Genomic DNA, 22,577 nt, shown 5'->3' with positions numbered 1-22,577 from the left:
CCAGGGTTGAGGAATTTAGCATGCAGCAACTGAATCCATCTGAGATCAGCGAGATTATTAAGAAGCGCATCGACAACCTCGATGTTACTTCTGATGCCCAGAATGAGGGCACAATTGTCAGCGTGGCAGACGGTATCGTTCTGATCCATGGCTTGGCAGATGTTATGTACGGGGAAATGATTGAATTCCCTGGCGGTATTTACGGTATGGCATTGAACCTAGAGCGTGACTCTGTAGGTGCTGTTGTACTAGGTAATTACCAAGACCTTGTTGAAGGTCAAAAAGTTAAATGTACAGGCCGTATTTTGGAAGTTCCAATCGGTCCTGAATTGCTAGGTCGCGTTGTTGATGCATTGGGTAACCCAATCGACGGCAAAGGCGATATCAATGCAAAACTTACTGATAAAGTTGAAAAAGTGGCTCCAGGCGTTATCGAACGTCAGTCAGTAGATCAACCAATTCAAACCGGTTATAAAGCAATCGATGCCATGGTGCCAATCGGTCGTGGTCAACGTGAGTTGATCATCGGTGACCGTCAAATTGGTAAAACAGCATTGGCAATTGACACCATCATTGCTCAAAAAAGCAGTGGTATTAAATGTGTGTACGTTGCGATTGGCCAAAAACAATCTACGATTGCAAACGTAGTACGTAAGCTTGAAGAAGCTGGCGCAATGGAATACACCACTGTTGTTGCAGCAGGTGCATCTGATCCAGCGTCTATGCTTTATTTAGCGCCATACACTGGCTGTACTATGGGTGAATATTTCCGTGATCGCGGTGAAGATGCGTTAATCATTTATGATGATTTGACGAAACAAGCTTGGGCTTACCGTCAAATATCTTTGCTTCTTCGTCGTCCGCCAGGTCGTGAAGCCTACCCAGGTGATGTTTTCTATCTTCACTCTCGTCTTCTTGAGCGTGCGTCTCGTGTAAACGTTGACTATGTAGAAAAATTCACTAACGGTGAAGTGAAAGGTAAGACGGGTTCTTTGACTGCGCTTCCTATCATTGAAACCCAAGGTGGTGACGTATCTGCATTCGTACCAACTAACGTTATCTCCATCACAGATGGCCAGATATTCTTAGAAACAAGTGCATTTAACTCTGGTATTCGTCCTGCGATGAATGCGGGTGTATCTGTTTCTCGTGTTGGTGGTGCTGCACAAACTAAGATTGTCAAAAAACTTGGCGGTGGTATTCGTCTTGCATTGGCTCAGTACCGTGAATTGGCGGCTTTCGCTCAGTTCGCATCTGACCTAGATGAAGCGACTCGTAAACAGCTAGAGCACGGTAAACAGGTTACTGAACTGATGAAACAGAAGCAGTTCTCTCCTATGTCTGTAGCTGATATGGGCGTAGTTCTTTACGCTGCTAATGATGGCTTCCTTGAAGATGTTGAAACAAGCAAAATTGGTAGTTTTGAAACTTCTTTGTTGAGTTATATGAATAGTGAATACACTGATCTAATGGCTGACATTAACAAAACTGGTAATTTTAACGGCGAGATTGAAGCGACATTTAAAGCGGCAATCGAGAAGTTCAAAGCGACGCAAACTTGGTAATGAGCTTGATGACAGACTAGGGTTACCTAGTTTGTCATTATTTTCTTGCAGTTTGTGAAATAACATTCTCACAAGGGCAGTTCTATTATGGCAGTCGGAAAAGAGATACGTACTCAGATTTCGAGCATTAATAATACGCGTAAAATTACTCGTGCTATGGAAAAAGTAGCAGCAAGTAAAACGCGTAAAGCTCAGGATCGTATGGCCGCTTCTCGTCCGTATGCGGAACGAATTCGCCAAGTAGTTGGCCATTTGGCTAACGCGAATCCTGAGTATAAACACCGTTACCTTACCGAGCGTGAGGCGAAGCGTGTTGGTTATATCGTGATCTCTTCTGATCGTGGTTTATGTGGTGGTTTGAACGTTAACGTGTTCAAAAAAGCCATCAAGGAAATGAAGCAGTTTACTGATGAAGGTGTTGAAATCGACATTTGTACAATCGGTTCTAAAGCGGTTTCTTTCTTCAAAAACTACGGCGGAAATGTAACATCAGCTTTTACTGGTTTAGGTGATGCACCTCAAGCAGACGACTTAGTTGGTAGTGTAAAGGTGATGTTAGATGCGTTTGACGAAGGTCGTATCGATCGTCTTTTTGTGGTTTCAAATGAGTTTGTGAATACCATGACTCAGAAGCCAGCGATTGAGCAACTTTTGCCATTAAAAGCAGAAGAGAATGCAAAATTAAAGCACCATTGGGATTACATTTATGAGCCTGAACCTGTCGAAATTTTAGACGAGTTATTGGTTCGTTATATTGAATCTCAAGTATATCAATCAGTTGTTGAGAATATTGCGTGTGAACAAGCAGCTCGTATGCTTGCTATGAAGAACGCAACAGACAACGCTGGTGATATCATTGATGAATTACAACTGGTGTACAACAAGGCTCGTCAAGCAGCGATTACTCAGGAAATATCTGAGATAGTTAGCGGCGCGGCAGCGGTTTAAGGTATTTAGGTATTTTAAGAGGATCCGAACATGAGTAGCGGACAAATCGTACAGATTATCGGTGCTGTTATCGATGTGGAATTCCCACGTGATGACGTGCCAAAAGTATATGATGCTCTCACAATTGAGGGTAAAGAGTTGGTGTTGGAAGTTCAACAGCAACTAGGTGATGGTGTAGTTCGTACTATCGCTATGGGTTCTACAGATGGTATGAAGCGTGGTTTGGTTGTAACAAATACAAGTAATCCGGTTTCTGTTCCTGTAGGTACTCAAACTCTAGGACGTATTATGGACGTTCTAGGTAACCCTATTGATGAAAAAGGGCCTATTGGTGAAGAAGAGCGTTGGTCTATTCACCGTGAAGCGCCTTCTTATTCTGAGCAGTCTTCTAGTAATGAATTGCTAGAAACAGGCATCAAGGTAATCGACCTTGTTTGTCCTTTCGCTAAGGGTGGTAAAGTTGGTCTTTTTGGTGGTGCCGGTGTAGGTAAAACCGTAAACATGATGGAGCTTATCCGTAACATCGCTATTGAGCACAGTGGTTACTCTGTATTCGCTGGTGTTGGTGAGCGTACTCGTGAAGGTAACGACTTCTACCATGAGATGACTGATTCGAACGTAATCGATAAGGTATCTCTTGTATACGGTCAGATGAATGAGCCACCAGGTAACCGTTTACGTGTTGCTTTGACTGGTTTGACTATGGCTGAGAAATTCCGTGACGAAGGTCGTGACGTGCTTTTCTTCGTAGATAACATATATCGTTACACGCTTGCGGGTACCGAAGTATCTGCATTGCTAGGTCGTATGCCGTCTGCGGTAGGTTACCAGCCTACACTTGCTGAAGAGATGGGTGTTCTTCAAGAACGTATCACCTCTACTAAGACAGGCTCTATCACATCTGTACAAGCGGTATATGTACCTGCAGATGATTTGACTGACCCTTCTCCAGCAACAACCTTCTCTCACTTGGACGCAACCGTTGTATTGTCTCGTGACATCGCTTCTTTGGGTATTTACCCAGCGATCGACCCACTTGATTCTACTTCACGTCAGCTTGATCCGTTAGTTATTGGTCAAGAGCACTACGACGTAGCACGTGGCGTACAAATGGTATTGCAGCGTTACAAAGAATTGAAAGACATTATCGCAATTTTGGGTATGGACGAGTTATCTGAAGAAGATAAGCAAACGGTTAACCGTTCTCGTAAAATCCAGCGTTTCTTGTCTCAACCTTTCTTCGTAGCTGAAGTCTTCACAGGCGCTCCAGGTAAATATGTTCCTTTAAAAGAAACTATTCGTGGCTTTAAAGGCATCTTGGATGGCGAGTATGACGATCTTCCAGAGCAAGCGTTCTACATGATTGGTAGCATCGACGAAGCTGTCGAGAAAGCTAAGAAACTTTAACCATCACGCATAGCAAGGCGTTGAAAAACGCTTTGCTAAGTATGACTTAAGAGAGGCAACTTATGGCTATCACAGTACACTGCGATATCGTAAGCGCTGAACAAGAGATTTTTTCTGGTGCAGTTCAATCTCTTGTGGCTGCAGGCAGCTATGGTGACCTAGGCATTATGCCTGGCCACGCTCAGTTGTTAACAACTCTGCAACCAGGTCCTGTTCGTGTGATTAAAGAAAATGGTGATGAAGAGAATATCTTCGTGTCAGGTGGCTTCCTAGAAGTTCAACCTCACCGTATCACTGTTTTAGCTAATACAGCTATTCGTGCAAGAGATCTGGACGAAGACGCAGCGCAACAAGCGAAAAAGCATGCTCTTGAGCTTTTAGCTGAGCAAAAACCTGACGTCGACTACACTCGTGCGACAGCGGAATTAGCCGAAGCTATGGCCCGCTTGCGTACTATTCAACAGTTCCGTGATCATAATTAACGGTTACTTAGAATGATGAGTTAAAAAAGCAGCCTAATGGCTGCTTTTTTATTGTTTGTTATTTAGGTATTTAGATAAAAAGACTTAAAGCATCTTCCATAGAGTATCGAAAATAATTTGTTGTGCTTTAGCTATGTCTTTTGACTCTAATACCACAGCAGAAGGGAAGTTATTGCTGGCTAAAGAAATGATGGCACATTTTGGTGGGTAAATCGCAATATAGCTGGCATCCACAGAGCCTTCGGTTTTTATCCACTTACGTTCAGATAATTCCGCTTCTTCACCACCATCACCCAAGGCAATGACTTTTACATTGATACCTAGTTTCACTCGCTGCTTTGTGTAGTTTGGAAAAGGGCGATACAAGTAAGGTCGAATAGGCTTAGAAGAAAACACGCAATATTCTTTATGGTCTTGTGCTGAAACCACGTTTAAAATATCCCGCAAGACCCATTCAATACCGTCATCGCCTTCATAGTAACGTACATTTGTGTGGTGATAATCTGGCTGCTGTTGATGTAGGTTGGGAATAATTGTGTTCTTTAATGATTCAATAGTCTTATCAAGGCGAGTGCGTTTTTCTTCTGCTAAGTTGAGCAAAATATCAGGGTTTTCCGCTGTAAAAAAACGACGCTTCCCCTTTGGGAAATAGCTGACAATGCCTTTGGTTTGTAATTGCTTTAAAGATTCATAAGCACTGCCTCGATTAATGCCACTATGCTCAGCAATGTCTCGAATAGAAGAAGGGCCAAGTTTTAGAAGAGTTTGATAAAGTTGTGTTTCCCTTGGTGTTAAACCAAGTTGCTCTAAAGCTTGCTGAATCATAGTTCTCACAAAAAATTGGCGAATGACAGACATAAGAATACACGGATTCTTCTTAAAAACGCAGCATGATAAATAGATCAGAGAAAAGTGAGGAAATAAGAGTGACAGATGAACAACGCTTTGGAGGCATTCGGCGCTTATATGGCGACAAGGCTTATCAGGCTTTTACTCAAGCGAATGTGTGTGTGATTGGTATTGGTGGTGTCGGTTCATGGGCCGCTGAAGCTCTGGCTCGCTCTGGTATTGGCACCATAACCTTAGTGGATATGGACGATGTATGCATTACCAATACCAACCGCCAAATTCATGCATTGGATGGCAACATAGGTAAAGCGAAAGTCGATGCAATGAAAGAGCGTATTCAATTAATCAATCCACATTGTCAGATTGATTGTATAGAAGACTTTATAACCCCTGATAACATCCCTGAGCTTCTTTCTGAGCCGTTTGATTACATTATTGATTGCATTGACAGTATTAAACCAAAAGCTGCTCTAGTGGCTTGGTGTAAGCGCAACAAGCGTAAGCTCATAACAGTTGGTGGCGCTGGTGGTCAAACGGATCCAACTCGAATACAAATCGCCGATTTATCGCGAACAGAGAAAGATCCGCTGGCTTCAAAATTACGTAATTTTCTTCGTCGCTATTACAACTTTAGCCGGAACATGAAACGTCGTTTTGATATTGAATGTGTTTATTCCATGGAACAGCTTAGCTATCCACAAGGAGATGGGACTGTATCTAAACAGAGATTAAAAGGGGATACAGAAACAAAAATGAACTGTGATACAGGCTTTGGCGCCAGCACAGCAGTGACCGCGACCTTTGGTTTTGTGGCAGTTTCTAGAGTCTTGGATAAGTTGGCGAGCAAAGCGAATAACGACTGAACATCAATGGGATATATTAGATAAGCAAACGCAGGCTCGTTTCTGCGTTTGCTTAAAGTGAAGTTAGAATTAAAGGTTAAGCGAATAGCTGATGGGCTTCATAGGCTGCTAGTACGGTTGCTGTCTGCGCTTGATGAGCAAGAATAAAAGCGTCCTCATAAAGGGTTTCATCGGGAAACTCTGTGACAAGTTGCACTGGCACATCAGGATTTTGCACCTGATTAATTAGACATGGAATACCATTAATAAAACGGAAGTTAACCTCACCAGCGTATTGGGTGTAGAGGTCGATTTGCTTTTTATTAAAAGAGATAAGGCCTGGAACCTGATTCAGTTTAGCTGTCACAAATTGCAGAAATTTTTCTGTGTAGTTTAGCCATTTTTCTTCGCCATTGTGGCGCAGCATTAAAAAGAAGCCCTTGGGAATTGTCCACATATCAAAGCCATAAGGAATATAACCTGATAATGGTCGTATCCATTCATGGGACGGATAACCATGAAGGTTAATATGTAAACAAGCCTGACTCATTTGCTTTGCCTGTTGGCGAATATTTTTTTCATATAGAGGTTCTTGTTTTCGGTTATCTAAATCATCTCCGAGCGCTGTATAGCGCGCAGCGTGGTGCATATGTTTGGGGTTATTCTGAATAAGTCGCTGGTGCAGCTCGTAACCGTCAGGGTTTTCTAAAGGAGAAATACAGAAATGGCTGGAAGCTTTTTGAGCGAGAGCTTGTGCGGCTTTTAGACTACCAATGACACCCGATGTTTCATTCGCATGCTGGCCGCCACTAATCATAACAGGTTGATCTGAACCTTGATGATAACGTCCGTTAACTTGTCTGCCAGTAATGGTTTGAGTGAAAAATGACTCTCCTTCAATCTTATTTAATTCTGTTTCTATTTGCTCTTGGCTAATGGCTCTTGCGGCGTTCTCAAGAGATTGAAAGCCTTTAGAATTCCGTATTTGATAGGTTTGTAGCTCAATGTGAACACTGGCTTGATGATCTTCTGTATAAAGAATATCTGGAACAATATGGCCTATTTGTCCTTCTCTGCCATGGGCAAGATAACCACTTTTCACCTTGAACCATTCGAGAATAGAGAAATAAAGGTCTTCATGTAAAGCTTCTCTTAGGCTCATTGATTCATGCTCATAAGGTAAATCTTGGTCTTGATAAGGAAGATGAACCGTGATTTTTAGTTCTTCAAAATAAGGCTCTTTTTCTTGCCATGAATGCTGGCTAATAGCCTTTATAGTTTGATTAAAGAGTTGCTCATAATCGGTAATGAGTTGCTCATTTTTACAAACACCTCGACTCGGATGAGTGATTTTTATCCAGCCTGTTGGGGACAAATGTTGTTCATTGATTAAAGTTGAGTGCACATGATTTGGCGCAAACACGTTAAAACTATGAGATTCACCAGAGGCTAATATCAAAACTACTTCATAGTGATCTTGATGTTTTTGGCTGCCAATGAATTCAACTGTCTGTTTTTCCATCAGAGTAGATAACGGGTAAGCCTCTAATAAAAAACGTTTTTCTGGTGCAGCATCATGAATCGGATAGGTGACTTGTATCGCTTTAATATCGTTTTTTGGGAAGGGAAGATCTTCCATAAAAAAATGAATTAATGGTTTATAGGCGCTTCGTATTTTGGCTTTTATACCCAATTTTTGAAGTGCTGTTTCTGCCTTTTGTCTGTGTGTTTTGTCAGCAAATACCCAAGCTTCAAGGGTACAGTTTTGGTATTCGGATTGGCTAAATACCTTGATCAGCCAATCCGTTGTGAGAGAAATGTGCGTGGAGAAAATAGAACTCATCGTGATGTTTTACCCGTTGGATCCAAGCTATCTCGTAGCCAATCTCCAAGTAGGTTTAGACCAAGTACTGTTAATAAAATAGCGACACCCGGGAAAACACTCACCCACCAAGCATTTTGAATATAAGTACGACCATCAGCGAGCATACCACCCCAGCTAGGAGTGAGAGGATCTACACCAAGCCCAAGGAAAGTTAAACTACTTTCTAACAAGATGTTATTGGCAACGTTCAGTGTCATTAAGACAATCACCGGTCCGATTAGATTCGGTAAAAGATGGCGGAATAAAATACTAAAACTGCTTACACCAATGGCTTGTGCAGATTGGATAAACTCACGATCTCTTAAAGATAAAACAGAACCACGAACGAGTCTGGCGTACTGCACCCACTGGGAAATGATTAACAAAAAGATCATATTTGCTAAACCACCACCCACAATGGCAATAAAAGTAATAGCCAAAAGAATAAAGGGCATAGCTAATTGGATGTCTGCAAAGCGCATAACGATGACATCCCAGAAACCACGGTAATAGCCAGAGATAAGGCCCATAATCACACCAAAGACGACAGCCCCTGCGACAGACAAAAAGCCCACCTGTAAAGAAACGGTTCCACCGGAAACAACTCGGGCAAGAATGTCTCTACCAAGAGGATCTGTGCCGAAAATGTGCTCAGGATCAGCAAAGGGTGCTAATAGTCTAGCGGATAAATTAATTTTATCGGCACTTTGAAAGATCAGATCTGAAAAAATAACAAGAAAACAAATCCCACCAGTAAGAAGAGCGCCAAGAATAAACTCTAAGCTGTTATATCTGGATAAGCTTGAACTAAAACGATTAGTCATCATCTTTTACTCCGTGCGAATACGTGGATCAATTAAGCCGTAGGCAATATCAACCAAAAGGTTAACGCTGACGATAAGCATGGACAGAATAGTGATTACAGCTTGCAGTACAGGGTAATCGCGACCACTTACCGCATCGAATGCTAAAGATCCCAAACCGGGCCAATTAAACACGCGTTCGATCACAACAATGCCGCCCAGTAACCCACCAAACTGCAAACCGAAATAGGTAATCAGAGGAATGGCACAATTACGTAAAGCGTGTTTGTACAGAACCGTGTTTTCGCTCAAGCCTTTTGCACGAGCGACCATAATGTATTGCGCTTGTAAGGTTTCCAACATAGAGGAACGCACTAAACGAACATTTGTTGCTGTTAATATGATGGCCATGGTGAAAGCAGGCATTAAGAAGCTCGTGAAGCCGTACATGCCACTAGGCGGTAGCCATTGCAGCCAGATGGAAAACACCAACACCAACATCAACGCTAGCCAGAAATTTGGGAAAGATAAGCCAACTAAAGACACGATACGAATCGTCTGATCTGCCCATTTTCCTTTTGATACGGCGGCTTTGATACCAAGAGGAATAGAGATCACGATAGAAATCAGCATAACAGACACAGCCAGTATAAGAGTGGCTGGCAGTGATGTACTGATCAGGTCTGAGACAGGCGTGCCGCCTAAAAAGCTGCGGCCGAAATCAAAGCTAAATAACCCGACAATAAATTCAAAATATTGAGCGAAGAAAGGTTTGTTGATACCTAATGCTTCACGAATCAGTACTAAATCGGCCTCGGTAACACTGCCTGCTCCTTGAGTGAGCATGAGAGCGGGATCGCCTGTTAGACGAATTGCGAAGGCGACCAGTAGCGTAATGGCAAAGAGTACAAATATTGCCTGTAATAATCTTTTTACTAAAAAATTAGCCATGAGTGTTCCCTTATTAATCATAGAGATTGCTTCGCCTTAGAGACGAAGCAATCATGTTTTCTTCGATTATTCGACAGTCACATTATTTAAACGCATACGACTATCAGGTACAGGAACAAAGCCTTTTACTTTTTTGGATACAGCGAAAATGGCATTTAGATTATAAAGCGGCATTTCTAACGCTCTATCAGCCGTGTAATTCGCAATAGATTTAAGGATCTCTTCACGTTTTTTAGTATCAGTAAGAGAGCGTTGAGATTCCAAAAGCTTATCAAGCTCTGGGTCGCTATCGTAAGGGTTCCATTTTTCACCTGTGTGATACATGAAGTAAGCGGTGTTGTCATAATCTAACGTCCAGCCACCCCAACCTTGTTGGAACATTTCTCCTGTTTTCCCTGCAGGCACAATGTCATTGATAAGAACGCTGGTTTCATAAGGCTTAATCGTCGCATTCAAACCAATAATCTGTAGGTAACTGGCAATGGCTTGAGTCACTTCATTGAAGGTTGAATCATTGCCTCGAATGTCGATTTGAACTTTCGTACCTGGTTTGATTCCAGCGGCTTTCAGAAGCTGCATTGCTTTCGCTGGATCATATGGAAGAGGGGACATTTTAGGGTCATTACCAAACGAAATAGGGCTTTGGAAGCTGCTTATCGCAGAAGCTTGTCCACCCAAAATCGAATCGATAATCGCTTGGCGGTCAACACCGTAGATTAATGCTTTTCGAACACGTTCATCTTTAGTGATGCCGTTTTTAGTATTAAAGCGTAGAGCATAAACACTTGGGCTAACTGTGGTAACAACATCTAATTCAGGGCTTTCTTCTATCGTACTGATCATACCGATTGGAATAGTCGGAGGAATCACCAAGTCAACGCGACCAGATTGCAGCTCCGCAACCGCTGTAGAAGGTTCACTGATAAAGCGATAGTTTAGATTCGACAACTTCGGTGCACCACCCCAATGTTTGTCATAAGCTTCTAGCTTGATGTCCACTTTAGGCTCGTACGAAACAAACTTGAATGGGCCTGTTCCTACAGGATGAGTGTTAAAGAAGTCTTCGCCTTTTTCTTGAATGTATTTAGGTGGCACAATCATCGCGCCATAGCCTGCTAGCTTGGTTAGCAATACTGGATCAGCGGCTTTCAAATGAAAATCGACCGTATTGCTGTCAATTACTTCAACGGATTCAATGGCGGCATAGTTCGAGCGTTGAGGGCCTTTTTTACCTTCGTCTCCCATGAGGCGATCAAAAGTAAATTTTACCGAGGAAGCGTCAAATTTCTCGCCATTATGAAACGTCACGCCTTGGCGCAAGTTAAAGCGAATACGGGTGCCGTTATCAAGCTGCTGCCATGATGTCGCAAGGCCAGGTTGTAATTTAAGATCTGGGCCACGATAGGTTAAACCATCATAAATGTTAGTAGAAACTGATGCCCAGTTTATTAAAAAGGTATCGATTGGATCCCAGCTACCCGGATCTTGAGGAGAAGAGACGGTTAACGTGCTGGCGAAGCTCAAGCTTGCCGCTGTGATGCTGGTGGCCATCGCGATGGACTTTAATGCCATCGAAAAATATTGTTTGGTGTTCATTCTTATAGTGCTCCGTTTTTTTGTGATATGAGGGAATTATTATTTTTTAAGATGCGTCGGCGACAAAATGACCCGGTGCAACTTCTGTATGAGATACGATGAGAGGCTCATCGCTTACATGCCTGACAGGACTTGGAATTTCACCTGTAAGGCGACCTAAACTTCGTTCAACGGTTGGGTCAGCTACAGGGACTGCACTCAACAAACGCTTTGTGTATGAATGGGTTGGTGTTTCAAGTACCTGTTGGCGAGAACCGAGTTCCGCTATTTGACCTAGATACAAAACCGCCACACGATGGCTCATTTTTTCAACCACTGCCATATCATGGCTAATGAATAAATAAGCAATGCCATGCTCTTCTTGAAGCTCCATAAAGAGATTGATGATTTGAGCTTGAATCGAGACGTCTAGAGCAGAAAGGGCTTCATCGGCAATGATGAGTTTAGGGTTAGAAGCGAGCGCCCGAGCGATACAAATACGCTGACGTTGTCCACCAGAGAATTGATGAGGATAACGTTTAGCGTGCTCAGCGGTTAATCCTACGCGTTCTAGCAGCTCATGAACTCGCTTTTGGATATTGGCTTCACCCTGAATGAGATTATGGGTTTTGATCGGCTCGGCAATAGAAAAACCAATCGTTTTTCTTGGATCAAGTGACGCCAGTGGGTCTTGGAAAATGTATTGAATTTCTTGGCGTAGCTTTTGTTGTTCCGCCTTCATCATGTTGTAAAACGGGTTGCCTTCAAAGCTAATTTCGCCGCTGGTGGCTTCTTGTAGTTGCTGAATCGTACGGCCAATGGTCGATTTACCAGACCCCGATTCTCCAACCAGTGCGAGCGTTTCGCCTGGGTAAATATCAAAGCTGACCTTTTCTACCGCATGGACTCGGTGGGTAGCACGCCCCCAGAAATCTTTTTTAGTATCGAAACGTGTCACGAGGTTTTTAACAGACAGGAGAGGCTTCTTGTCATAGCGTGCGGTGTCTTGTGTTTTTTCCTCGCCAATTAAGCGCAGCTCGCCATTTTCAATGGAGTTAATCGGAAAACGCTTTGGAAAAGCTTCACCCGTCATACTGCCGAGTTTTGGTACAGCGGATAATAAAGCTTGAGTATAAGGATGCTGAGGGTTGGTAAAGATTTCTTTGACTGGGCCTTCTTCTACTTTTTTCCCTTTTAGCATGACCACAACATCGTCTGCGATTTCTGCCACAACACCCATATCATGAGTAATGAAAATCACCGCCATATTGAGCTCTTTTTGTAAGTCGCTCAGTATGGTTAATATTTGTGCCTGAATCGTCACATCCAGTGCCGTTGTTGGCTCATCAGCAATCAGTACTTTTGGACGACAAGCTAACGCCATCGCGATCATCACACGTTGTCTCATACCACCGGACAGTTGATGTGGATAACGATTTAGCATGTCTTCTGCGTCAGGAAGGCGAACCATTTTTAGCAAATTGATGCTTTCTTCACGCGCTTCCATTTTGCTGAGCTTCTTGTGTAAAGAAAGAGATTCAGAGATTTGATCTCCAATGGTATAGACAGGATTCAATGAGGTCATTGGCTCTTGAAAAATCATTGCAATGTCTTTGCCACGAATTGATCTCATTTTCTCTTGCGATAAAGACAGAAGATCGACTTTTCCTTCGTCCGTGGAGAAGAGTATTTCTCCTTCGGGGTAATGAGCGCCCATTGTTTCAGCTAAACGCATAATAGATTGTGATGTAACAGACTTGCCAGAGCCTGATTCACCTACAATGGCGAGTGTTCTACCTTGTTGAACATTGAAACTTAATTCTTCAATTACTTTAGAATCTGAGAATTGAACGGATAAGTTTTTGACAGTCAGGATGGTCGAGTTTGCGTCTTCTATCACGGTGAATCGTCCCTTGTTAATATAGTTTTAGGTTAACGAATTGGGTTTGTTCCTTTAGCAAAGGGTTAAGATTTAGACGTAATATAATCATTTTTGCACTTTGCTTATTTCTATAATGAAAACTTAATGCCATTATATCTACTTATATTTACGAATAGTTGATAACAAAACATTATGGGTGATGTATGAAATTTCGTCAGATTGAAGCATTTCGATACACTATGTTGCAGGGCACGACTTCAGCGGCCGCCGAAAAAATGTATATATCTCAACCCGCTGTAAGTCGGTTATTAAGTGATTTAGAAAGCTCTCTGGGTTTTACCTTGTTTGACCGCCGTAAAGGCCGTTTATACCCAACGCTTGAAGCGGCGGAGTTTTTTCGTTCCGTGGAAGAAAGCTTTTTGGGAATACAAAAATTGGAATCGGTGGCTGATAGAATTCGTAATAGGGCACCAAATGAACTGAAAATTGCCTGTACTTCGGCGATATCCAGTTCATTATTACCGCTTGCTTTGAAAGAGCATAAAAAGTTTTACCCAGATGAAAGGGTGAGTATTCAAACCTTACCCATGGCGGAAATTGCGATGAAATTGCAAACCAATGCGGTTGATTTAGCCTTTGGTCTGGAGCTTCCTCAACTGGCAGGAATAGAGCGAAAATTTATTGGTGATGCGCGCTTTGTTTTTGCTATGCACACACAACATAGACTAAAAGATAAAAAGCGGGTTACGGTGAATGATTTGGTTGGGGAGTCGGTACTTTCCGTGATAGATACATACCCTGGTTATTGGAATCAGCTCGAAAAAGTCCTTGAACCAATAAAAGATCAAATTCATCAAAATATTCATATCGACACCTCTCATACGGCTTATGCCATTATTGCATCAGGGTTATCCGTTGGTATCTTAGAACCTTTTGCAGCCAATGCTTGGAAGGGAAAAGGCGTGATTGTGAGAGAGTTTGAGCCGAATATTGCTTATCCATATGGCATGGCGTATCCGACAAACATAAAGCCTCATGAATCACTGCATAACTTCATTCAGACGATTAAAAGCGTTGTGCCTTTGATGCCTGAATTCATAGTGCATTCTTAAAGTGGCTCTTTTTTAAGTCTTAAAATTTTTTAAGCTTTAAATGTTTAAGATTCAAGCGGAAACTGTAATCTTGTCTAAAATCCCAAATACACCATTAGTGCGTGAGCTGGTTAAGTAACTGGATAAATTGAGTTCAGTAAGCTCTGCTTTTAAATCCATAGATTGAATGTCACCAAAGGTTTTTCCTTCCACCAAACTTAGAATGGCGACCAACACGCCACGCATGAGTTTGGCGTCGCTGTCGGCTTTAAAGTGACGAATGCCGTCTATTTCTTCCATGATCAGCCAAACCGCACTTTCACAACCTTTCACCTTGTGTTGTTCTGTTTTCTCTTCGGCTGAGAGTCTAGGTAAAGTTTTGCTTAACGTGACAAGCGTTTTAAAGGTGTCTTCTTTGCTACGACAAGCTTGAAGCTGTTGTTTGATTTCTAGGTAATTTGCCATGGGAAACTCAATCCTCGCCCAATAAGTCGATGGCTTCTGTTAATACATCACAGAAGCGATCAGCTTCTTTCATCGTATTATAACAAGCAAAAGAAGCGCGTAATGTGCCTTCGACACCAAGCTTTGACATTAAAGGTTGGGCACAGTGTGATCCAGATCTAACGCCGATGCCTTGGCTATCTAGGTAAGAATTTAAATCTATAATATGAATATTGGGTACAGATAAGGAAACCAAGGTTGTGTTGTTTTCAGGCGAATGAATCTTAATGTTTTCGTTATGAGAAAGTCGTTTATAAACATGAGCGGCGAGGGATTGTTCCCAATCTAATAACGCCTCTCGATCTTGTTGCTTTATGAAATCACAGGCCGCCGCCAAGCCAATCGCGCCTTCGATATTTGGTGTTCCAGCTTCTAATCGATAAGGTAAATCGTTGAATTCTGCCGTCTGATAAGACACTTTTCGCACCATTTCTCCACCTGTTTGATAAGGCGATAAGGTGCCTAATGCAGACGTTTTTCCATACAAAACACCAATGCCCGTTGGACCATACATTTTATGTCCAGAAAAAACATAGAAGTCGCAATCTAGGGTTTCTACATCTACAGAATAATGCGCCACCGCTTGCGCGCCATCTACCAACGTCAGCGCGCCATATTGTTTGGCGTGACGTAAAATCTCTGACAAAGGTGTTTGTACACCAATAGCGTTCGATACCTGAGTCGCCACGACTATTTTGGTTTTCTTATTAAAGTAATCACTCATCTCACTGTGCCATTGAGCATTCAACGGCATCGGCAAAATACGTAATACAGCCCCTGTTCTTAATGCCAATTGTTGCCAAGGAACTAGATTGGCATGGTGTTCTAAGCTGGTTACGACAATCTCATCGCCTTTCTCTAATAAATGTTCTACACCATAAGTCACCATGTTAATGGCTTCTGTTGTGCCTTTTGTCCAGATGATATGGCTATCTTGTGGCGCATGGATAAATTCTGCGACTGTCTGGCGAGAGGCTTCAAATTGATTAGTGGCTTTGTCACTGAGAAAGTGTGCGCCACGATGAACGTTAGCGTTCGCGCTCATATAATAATTTTGAATGGCGTTTAATACCGCTAATGGCTTTTGAGTGGTCGCGGCATTATCCAGATACACAAGCGGATGGCCATGGGCCATTTGATTCAAAATTGGAAAAGAAGAGCGAATAGATAAAGGATCAAAAACCATGTTCGTTGCGTATCTCACTAGTAAAACGCAGGAATTGTATATTAACTGCCATAAAAATCGCCAATTATTGGTCTTTTACTTGCGTTTTTTTTGTACAGATATAATGATTGATAACAGATCATAAAATGACAAATAGAAAAGGTACAAGACAGTGGCAGATTTTTTATACAAAGGTGTTGTGGATTGGTTTTTAGATCAAATGTCACAAGAGTCCATTGTGCCCGGCGATCGTATGCCATCTTTACGAGTCTTATCAAAAGACTTGGGCTTGAGCTTAAACACAGTCATACATGGTTATGAGCTTTTAACGAAAGATGGCTGGATTGAATCTCGTCCTAAATCTGGCTATTTTGTTTGTCATCGAAGCAACACTAAACCTGCTTTATTGCTGGCAGGTGAAACTCTCCAAAAACTCTCCAGCGAAGGCGTGAAACCAGCGTGGTCTTGCCTTACTCATCGTGGCGCATTAGTTGATCAAAGCGATGCCTTCTTGAACCCTGCTACTCGTCAAGACGATTTTCATTTACCTGTATTAGGAAAAGGACAATTAACGGCTCGTGAGTCTGTGAGTGACTATTTGAAAGGGTTAGGTATCAAGGCTCATGCTTCGCAACTTTGGCTTGGTCATTCTCCGTTAGCAGTTTTTACTCAGAGCGTTCAAATTTTAACCAAGCGAGACGACACAGTGCTTGTATTGGAGCCTTGTGACCCAAGATTGACAACGACATTGCAGAGCCTTGGAAGGCAAGTGATTACAATAAGCGCAGGTGATCGAGGTGTCGATTTGGACTTGGCTATTCGTTGTCTACGAGACGAATCCATTAGCTTAATTGTGTTACCGGGTCAGTTTTCTTTTCCGGCAGGGCAGCTAATTAGTAACTTAAGCTTACGTCGCTGGCTTGCCATAATCGAAGAAATGAAATTGCCTGTGATCGAATGGGATTTGTGTTCGCACCTTGCCTATCGTGCTGGTCCGATTTTGACTTATAAGTCTTTAGATCAATCGGATCACATTGTTTATATCGGAGGTGTTGAATCAAAAGGCTTTGGCCGCTCAGCTAGTTGGTGTTTATCGGGTCGATATCAGGCTTTGCTGGAAGGTGCGTTTCTTGGTGCGGATATGGCGCTTAGCGATGCCCAACAAACGGCATTAAGTGAGGCTTTGCAGCCCAATAGTAAGCGCTCATTAACACGCCGAGCAAGAGATGTTTGGGCAAACTCTGAACGAGTAAAAGCACATTTAGAAGCTCGTCTTGGTGAGCATATTAGCTTTGCGACAAGCAAAGGTGGAATGTCACTTTGGATGCATTTATCTGAGCCTTTAGATGTCAGTAGTTTAACCTCGTTATTAGCGATGTTTAGGCATGCGATTGTTCCTGGTGCATTAGTGAGTCATGAGCCAGATGCGAATCACTGGTTAGCCGTGAATGTAACATTAGATGATGTTGAACCATTGGCAAACGCTTTGTCGGAGCATTTGGCAATTAATCAGCATGAGAAGGAAGGCTTGGCTGTAGAAGAAATCACAGTTGAAGAGCCCGATTCTGAAAAAATTGTACCTGAGAAAATTGAGTCTGAAGAAGTAGCGCCTGAAGCTAAAGCGACAGAAGGGAGTGTAGAGAGCGAATCTTCTGACAAAGCAACAGAAGACAGTGATAAGAAATCACGCAATGCCAGCACTGAGCCGCTTTATAATCCCATGCTTGATCTCATCAATCACGACTTTGGCTAGTTAGAAAGTAGAATGAATAAAGGCGCTATGAAAGCGCCTTTTTTATTGTTTCTAACATGCTGGTGTGGTCTTTGTAATCCAGCGGGATAGGCATAAGTCTATCTCCAATCAGCAGTGCTAATGAAGGGAAAGAGTTTAAGCCAAGGTGTCTTGCTTGTTCGATTTCTTCTTCAAGAAGCTTTTCATTTTTAACGTGTGACATAGCTTTCTGGAAGCTGTCTGCTTTAAGCCCTATGTGCTCTGCGCATTCCGTTAAAGTGTCTATGTCTGAAGGGTTTTTCGCTTCAAGGTAATAGGCTTTTTGAATGGCATGGTACATTTCTTCTTCTAAACCTGTGTCTCTTGCTACGTAGCAGGCTCGACAAGCTGGATAAGTAGAACGACGAGGAGAAGCCGTGCGCCAGAAATCGAAGTTAAATTCTGTCCCCAGCGTCATTTGGATGTTCTTCCAAGTGCTTTCTAGTTTGTATTTCATGTCTTCTGGCATTGGAAGATCAGAATCAATTGCCAAGCCACCCAATAGCGGTTGTATTGTTAATTGATCCGAGTCGATTAAACCTTGTAAGGATTTTTGTAATTTCGTCCAAGTTGGACTGAATCCCCAGCACCAGCTGCACATTGGGTCGTAACAGTAAATTAATGTGGCCGTCATTTATGGCTCCAATTCTCAATATCGACAAAAAAGTGATCCATAAGGTAACAGCCTATTTAGTGATAAAACAATACGCCTGAGCGCAATAGACATAAAAAAACGGCTAATGAAGTTATTCATTAGCCGTTTTAGAAAAACTATTTAAACTTAGTTTTTTAAGATTGCAGCAATGGCATCACAAAGTGGTTCCATATTATCGTGTGTCATACCAGCAACACTGATTCGTCCTGAACCTACGATATAAATACCGTAATCTTGGCGAAGCTGAGCTACTTGATCTGGTGTTAATCCAGAGAAAGAGAACATGCCTTGCTGTTGAGAAATAAAGGAGAAGTCTTGGTTAACGCCTTTGGCTCTCAATGTATTAACAAACAAACTACGCATTTCATGAATGCGTGTGCGCATGTCAGCTAACTCACTTTCCCACAATGCATACAGCTCTGGGTCATTCAAAATCTCAGCAACCACCGCAGAACCGTGAGAAGGCGGATTAGAATAGTTGGTACGAATACAGCGTTTTACTTGAGTAAACGTGGTTTCAGCTTGCTCTGTTGTATCACAAACAATGGTTAACGCACCGACTCGTTCGTTGTACAGGCCAAAGTTTTTCGAGAAAGAGCTGGCAATCAGCATCTCTGAAACGTGTTCTAAGAAAGTACGTAAGCCTTTTGCATCATCGGTTAGACTTTGTCCAAAACCTTGATAAGCAAAATCAAACAAAGGTAAGAAGCCTTGTTTATTGCAAAGCTTAGCTAATTGATACCACTGCTCTGGTGTTGGATCGACACCTGTTGGGTTGTGGCAGCAACCATGTAGTAACACCACGTCTCCTTCAGGGACTTGAGACAAGCTTGCCAACATCGCTTCAAAATCTAACGATTTATTATTAGCGTCGTAATAAGCGTAACTGCCCACTTCCAAACCAACGGATTGAAAAACAGACTGGTGGTTTGCCCAAGTTGGGTTACTGACCCAAATCGTGGCTTCTGGTAAATGCTTTTTAATGAATTCTGCTGCAACACGCAATGCGCCTGTACCGCCAGGAGTATGGGCAGTTTGAGCAAGCTGTTTGGTGATGATGTTGTGGTCTTCGCCAAACAAAAGTTTTTGCACTGCGCTTCGATAGGCTGGCGCGCCTTCGATGCTAAGGTAACTTTTGGTTGTTTCTTTGGTTAACAAGCGCTCTTCTGCTTGTTTTACCGCTTTCAGAATGGGCGTATTGCCTTGCTCATCTTTGTAAACACCAACGCCCAAGTTAATTTTGTTAGGATTAGTGTCATTTTTATAAGCGTCATTTAGACCAAGAATAGGGTCTGCAGGAGCCGCTTGGATATGTTCAAACATGGTAACTCCCCCAAGAGGGTTATTGTCTGTTTTTATTAGGAATTAGAAGATATAAAAATCAAGGCCAATGTTACTCCAAGACGCCATTGACCGCTATAAATTGAAAGACAGAAGAAGGATATTATTACGACTAAACACGTTTTTTTACAAAAGGTGTGGTTTTTTTAGTGAAAAACACACGCTGCCTAAGCATAGTCGTTAGGCAGAAGAATGTGCTTGTTTGGTTTTAAGAGAGTAGAGCTTTACTCATCCCAACCGTTTGAAGTGTTGTCTTGCAGACGCTTTAGTTCTAAATGCTGTTCAATAGCTCGTCGTGCCTTTAGCATACGCGCAGCGTCTTCTTTTTGGTTATTCTTTTTCATTTCATTGTCTAAGCTAATAGACGCATGCATGATATCAGTTTTTACTTCGGTTAAAGTTTCAGAATAATTGCTCATCGTAATACCCTTTTAGCTTTGTAATAACAGATGAAACGCATAGATCACTGTTATCAGCAGTGGAAAAAAGTCAAAATAGACAGACAACTCATTTTCTACTTAATAAAAAACGGAAATCGATCAAAAATCAATCTCTTTTTTACGCGTTTTTTATGACAAAAAAATTAATTAATCATGGCGGAATGTAATGGACGTTTCTTTTATCCTAGACTCACTGAATGACAAACAACGAGAAGCTGTCGCGGCACCGTTGCAAAATAGCCTTGTATTGGCGGGCGCTGGGTCAGGAAAAACTCGAGTATTAGTACATAGAATTGCATGGCTAATGCACGCTTATGAATTATCACCTTATAGTCTGATGGCCGTAACCTTTACCAACAAAGCGGCCCGTGAAATGCAAGGGCGTATCGAAGAATTGGTTGGCGTTCCGCCACAAGGTATGTGGGTTGGAACTTTCCACGGCTTGGCTCATCGTTTGCTACGCGCGCATTGGCGTGATGCTGGATTGAAAGAAAACTTTCAGATCATGGACAGCGATGATCAACTTCGTCTGATCAAACGCATCATGCGAGAACTACAAATCGATGATACGCGCTGGCCGCCCAAGCAAGTGTCTTGGTTTATTAATGCCCAGAAAGACGAAGGACGCCGAGCTGCACATGTGCCAGACAGCCATGACCCTTTTACCAAAGGCATGCGTGAACTCTATTACCACTACGAAGAAGCCTGTGAACGTGGTGGCCTATTAGACTTTGGTGAGCTGCTATTGCGCGCTCATGAACTAATGCTAAGTACTCCAGCATTGTTGCGCCATTATCAAGATCGTTTCCGCCATGTGCTGGTGGACGAATTTCAAGATACCAACACGATTCAATACGCTTGGTTGCGTATTATGGTTGGTGATCAGGGCACGATTACGGCTGTAGGTGATGACGATCAATCTATTTATGGCTGGCGTGGTGCGAAGATAGAAAACATCCAGAGTTTCACGAAAGACTTTAAAGATGTTGGTACCATTCGATTGGAGCAAAATTACCGTTCTACAGGCCATATTTTGAATGCAGCTAACGGCTTGATCAAAAACAACGATGACCGTCTTGGTAAAGAGCTTTGGACTGACAGCGGAGAAGGCGATCCGATTTCCCTTTATGCTGGCTTCAATGAGCAAGACGAAGCACGCTTTATTCTTGGCATCATCAAACAATGGCGAGACAAAGGTACATCTTTGTCGGATATGGCGGTTCTATATCGCTCGAATGCTCAGTCACGAGTGATAGAAGAATGCCTTGTTAGGGAACAGATTGCTTATAGAATTTATGGTGGGCACAGATTCTACGACCGCTTAGAAATCAAAAATGCCTTAGCTTATGCACGTTTGGCGCTTGATCCTAAAGATGATGGCGCGATGGAGCGAGTCGTCAATGTGCCGCCTCGTGGTATTGGTGAGCGTAGCATTGGGACGTTACGGGAGATTGCTCGTGATAATGGCTGCTCTATGTGGGATGCCGCTCAAGAAGTGGTTCGACAGTCACTTATGCCTGCAAGAGCCACTAATGCGATTAAGTCCTTCTTACACCTTATTGAAGGTTTGAGTACGACTGTTCAGCAGCCAGATTTGAACTTGAATGACATCTTTGAACAAATTATTGAAGAAGCTGGTTTGATTTCTTTTCATGAAAAAGAGAAGGGTGAAAAAGGCGAAGCTCGAATCGAAAACTTGAAAGAACTTGTCGGCGCCGCAGGTGGATTCAGCTGGAACGATGAAGACGAAGAATTCAGTTCACCACTGGTGGCTTTCCTTGATAAAGCGGTATTAGACGCTGGCGATGCGCAAGCAGATGAATACCAAGATGCAGTACAATTGATGACGCTTCACTCTGCCAAAGGCTTGGAATTCCCATTGGTGTTTTTAACGGGTGTAGAAGAAAACCTCTTCCCAAGCAAAATGTCTTTTGAAGAGCCGGGCAGGCTTGAAGAAGAACGTCGACTTTGCTACGTGGGTATCACTCGCGCAATGGAGAAACTCTACATTACTTATGCGGAGTCTCGTCGTTTATTTGGTAGCGAATCCTTCAACAGTCCTTCTCGTTTTATCAAAGAGATTCCACCGGAATGTTTGGAAGAAGTTCGCCTGCGATCTCAAGTGAGTCGACCCGTTTCTATGCAACGTCCAGACTATCAGTTTGAAAAAAACAAACTGCAAAACAGCAATGTCTTGAACAGCTATAAAGCCCCAGAAGTGACGGTGAATATGGGCGATCGAGTGAGTCATCCTGTGTTTGGTGAAGGCTTAGTGGTGAACTATGAAGGCCAAGGCCCACAAGCCCGTGTACAAGTGAACTTTGATGACGAAGGTACAAAATGGCTAGTCTTGTCGTTCGCTAAATTGGAAGTGATTTAGGTTTTGGTTGTTATTAATGGTTGTTAGATGAAAGAGAGCATTTATTTGCGCTTGTTTCGCAA

Annotated in this window: 19 protein-coding genes; 8 read left to right on the top strand and 11 right to left on the bottom strand. The window is 42.6% G+C overall.

Annotated features, from left to right (window positions below):
- The first annotated feature begins 20 nt into the window (after window positions 1-20).
- From atpA to ABFY09_RS07325, 4 genes are all read left to right on the top strand, one after another.
- Entirely contained in the window at window positions 21-1,565 is a 1,545-nt protein-coding gene (gene atpA, locus ABFY09_RS07340; protein ID WP_347983652.1) for a F0F1 ATP synthase subunit alpha, read from the top strand.
- Between the two features lie 87 nt (window positions 1,566-1,652).
- Window positions 1,653-2,513, top strand: a complete 861-nt coding sequence (gene atpG, locus ABFY09_RS07335; RefSeq protein ID WP_347983651.1) for a F0F1 ATP synthase subunit gamma — start codon at window positions 1,653-1,655, stop codon at window positions 2,511-2,513.
- A 30-nt stretch (window positions 2,514-2,543) separates the two neighbouring features.
- A complete protein-coding gene (gene atpD / locus ABFY09_RS07330) occupies window positions 2,544-3,920 on the top strand; it encodes a F0F1 ATP synthase subunit beta (protein ID WP_347983650.1) in 1,377 nt (458 codons plus the stop codon).
- Between the two features lie 62 nt (window positions 3,921-3,982).
- Window positions 3,983-4,402: a F0F1 ATP synthase subunit epsilon gene (locus tag ABFY09_RS07325; protein WP_347983649.1), complete on the top strand. Its 420-nt coding sequence runs from the start codon at window positions 3,983-3,985 to the stop codon at window positions 4,400-4,402.
- 84 nt (window positions 4,403-4,486) lie between these two features.
- On the opposite strand, the gene ABFY09_RS07320 is transcribed toward ABFY09_RS07325, so the two are convergent.
- A complete protein-coding gene (locus tag ABFY09_RS07320; protein ID WP_347983648.1) occupies window positions 4,487-5,227 on the bottom strand; it encodes a helix-turn-helix domain-containing protein in 741 nt (246 codons plus the stop codon).
- Window positions 5,228-5,322: 95 nt separating this feature from the next.
- Here ABFY09_RS07320 and tcdA point away from each other — a divergent pair, with 95 nt between their 5' ends.
- Window positions 5,323-6,114 carry a tRNA cyclic N6-threonylcarbamoyladenosine(37) synthase TcdA gene (gene tcdA / locus ABFY09_RS07315; protein WP_347983739.1) on the top strand — a complete coding sequence of 264 codons (792 nt, stop codon included), beginning with the start codon at window positions 5,323-5,325 and terminating at the stop codon, window positions 6,112-6,114.
- 76 nt (window positions 6,115-6,190) lie between these two features.
- On the opposite strand, the gene ABFY09_RS07310 is transcribed toward tcdA, so the two are convergent.
- The 5 genes from ABFY09_RS07310 to ABFY09_RS07290 all read right to left on the bottom strand — a co-directional run bounded on the left by ABFY09_RS07310 (window position 6,191) and on the right by ABFY09_RS07290 (window position 13,186).
- Window positions 6,191-7,936 carry a peptidase M14 gene (locus ABFY09_RS07310; RefSeq protein ID WP_347983647.1) on the bottom strand — a complete coding sequence of 582 codons (1,746 nt, stop codon included), beginning with the start codon at window positions 7,934-7,936 and terminating at the stop codon, window positions 6,191-6,193.
- Entirely contained in the window at window positions 7,933-8,784 is an 852-nt protein-coding gene (locus ABFY09_RS07305) for an ABC transporter permease (RefSeq protein WP_347983646.1), read from the bottom strand. Before ABFY09_RS07305 ends, ABFY09_RS07310 begins: the two co-directional genes overlap by 4 nt.
- A 3-nt stretch (window positions 8,785-8,787) precedes the next feature.
- Entirely contained in the window at window positions 8,788-9,711 is a 924-nt protein-coding gene (locus tag ABFY09_RS07300) for an ABC transporter permease (RefSeq protein WP_347983645.1), read from the bottom strand.
- A 66-nt stretch (window positions 9,712-9,777) separates the two neighbouring features.
- Window positions 9,778-11,307: an ABC transporter substrate-binding protein gene (locus ABFY09_RS07295; protein WP_347983644.1), complete on the bottom strand. Its 1,530-nt coding sequence runs from the start codon at window positions 11,305-11,307 to the stop codon at window positions 9,778-9,780.
- Between the two features lie 46 nt (window positions 11,308-11,353).
- Window positions 11,354-13,186, bottom strand: coding sequence for an ABC transporter ATP-binding protein (locus tag ABFY09_RS07290; protein ID WP_347983643.1), 1,833 nt, complete (start codon window positions 13,184-13,186; stop codon window positions 11,354-11,356).
- Window positions 13,187-13,371: 185 nt separating this feature from the next.
- On the opposite strand from ABFY09_RS07290, the gene ABFY09_RS07285 reads away from it, so the two are divergent.
- Window positions 13,372-14,280: a LysR substrate-binding domain-containing protein gene (locus ABFY09_RS07285; RefSeq protein WP_347983642.1), complete on the top strand. Its 909-nt coding sequence runs from the start codon at window positions 13,372-13,374 to the stop codon at window positions 14,278-14,280.
- Between the two features lie 51 nt (window positions 14,281-14,331).
- Here ABFY09_RS07285 and ABFY09_RS07280 read toward each other — a convergent pair whose 3' ends face one another.
- Both ABFY09_RS07280 and ABFY09_RS07275 read right to left on the bottom strand, forming a co-directional pair.
- A complete protein-coding gene (locus ABFY09_RS07280) occupies window positions 14,332-14,724 on the bottom strand; it encodes a SufE family protein (RefSeq protein ID WP_347983641.1) in 393 nt (130 codons plus the stop codon).
- Between the two features lie 7 nt (window positions 14,725-14,731).
- Window positions 14,732-15,949: a cysteine desulfurase gene (locus ABFY09_RS07275; RefSeq protein ID WP_347983640.1), complete on the bottom strand. Its 1,218-nt coding sequence runs from the start codon at window positions 15,947-15,949 to the stop codon at window positions 14,732-14,734.
- Between the two features lie 151 nt (window positions 15,950-16,100).
- On the opposite strand from ABFY09_RS07275, the gene ABFY09_RS07270 reads away from it, so the two are divergent.
- Entirely contained in the window at window positions 16,101-17,681 is a 1,581-nt protein-coding gene (locus tag ABFY09_RS07270; protein WP_347983639.1) for an aminotransferase class I/II-fold pyridoxal phosphate-dependent enzyme, read from the top strand.
- Window positions 17,682-17,706: 25 nt separating this feature from the next.
- Here ABFY09_RS07270 and ABFY09_RS07265 read toward each other — a convergent pair whose 3' ends face one another.
- The 3 genes from ABFY09_RS07265 to ABFY09_RS07255 form a co-directional block, all read right to left on the bottom strand.
- Window positions 17,707-18,333 (bottom strand): DsbA family protein, encoded by a 627-nt coding sequence (locus tag ABFY09_RS07265; RefSeq protein WP_347983638.1) that lies wholly within the window; start codon window positions 18,331-18,333, stop codon window positions 17,707-17,709.
- A gap of 147 nt (window positions 18,334-18,480) precedes the next feature.
- Window positions 18,481-19,677, bottom strand: a complete 1,197-nt coding sequence (locus ABFY09_RS07260) for an amino acid aminotransferase (RefSeq protein ID WP_347983637.1) — start codon at window positions 19,675-19,677, stop codon at window positions 18,481-18,483.
- A gap of 242 nt (window positions 19,678-19,919) precedes the next feature.
- Entirely contained in the window at window positions 19,920-20,114 is a 195-nt protein-coding gene (locus ABFY09_RS07255; protein ID WP_347983636.1) for a hypothetical protein, read from the bottom strand.
- Between the two features lie 187 nt (window positions 20,115-20,301).
- Between ABFY09_RS07255 and uvrD the strand changes: the two genes are divergently transcribed.
- Complete coding sequence (gene uvrD, locus ABFY09_RS07250; protein WP_347983635.1) at window positions 20,302-22,515, top strand: DNA helicase II; 2,214 nt, start codon at window positions 20,302-20,304, stop codon at window positions 22,513-22,515.
- Window positions 22,516-22,577 lie beyond the last annotated feature (62 nt).

Source organism: Marinomonas sp. 5E14-1, assembly GCF_039939215.1.
In the GTDB taxonomy this organism is placed as follows: Bacteria; Pseudomonadota; Gammaproteobacteria; order Pseudomonadales; family Marinomonadaceae; genus Marinomonas.
This window is presented reverse-complemented; position numbering and strand designations above follow the sequence as displayed.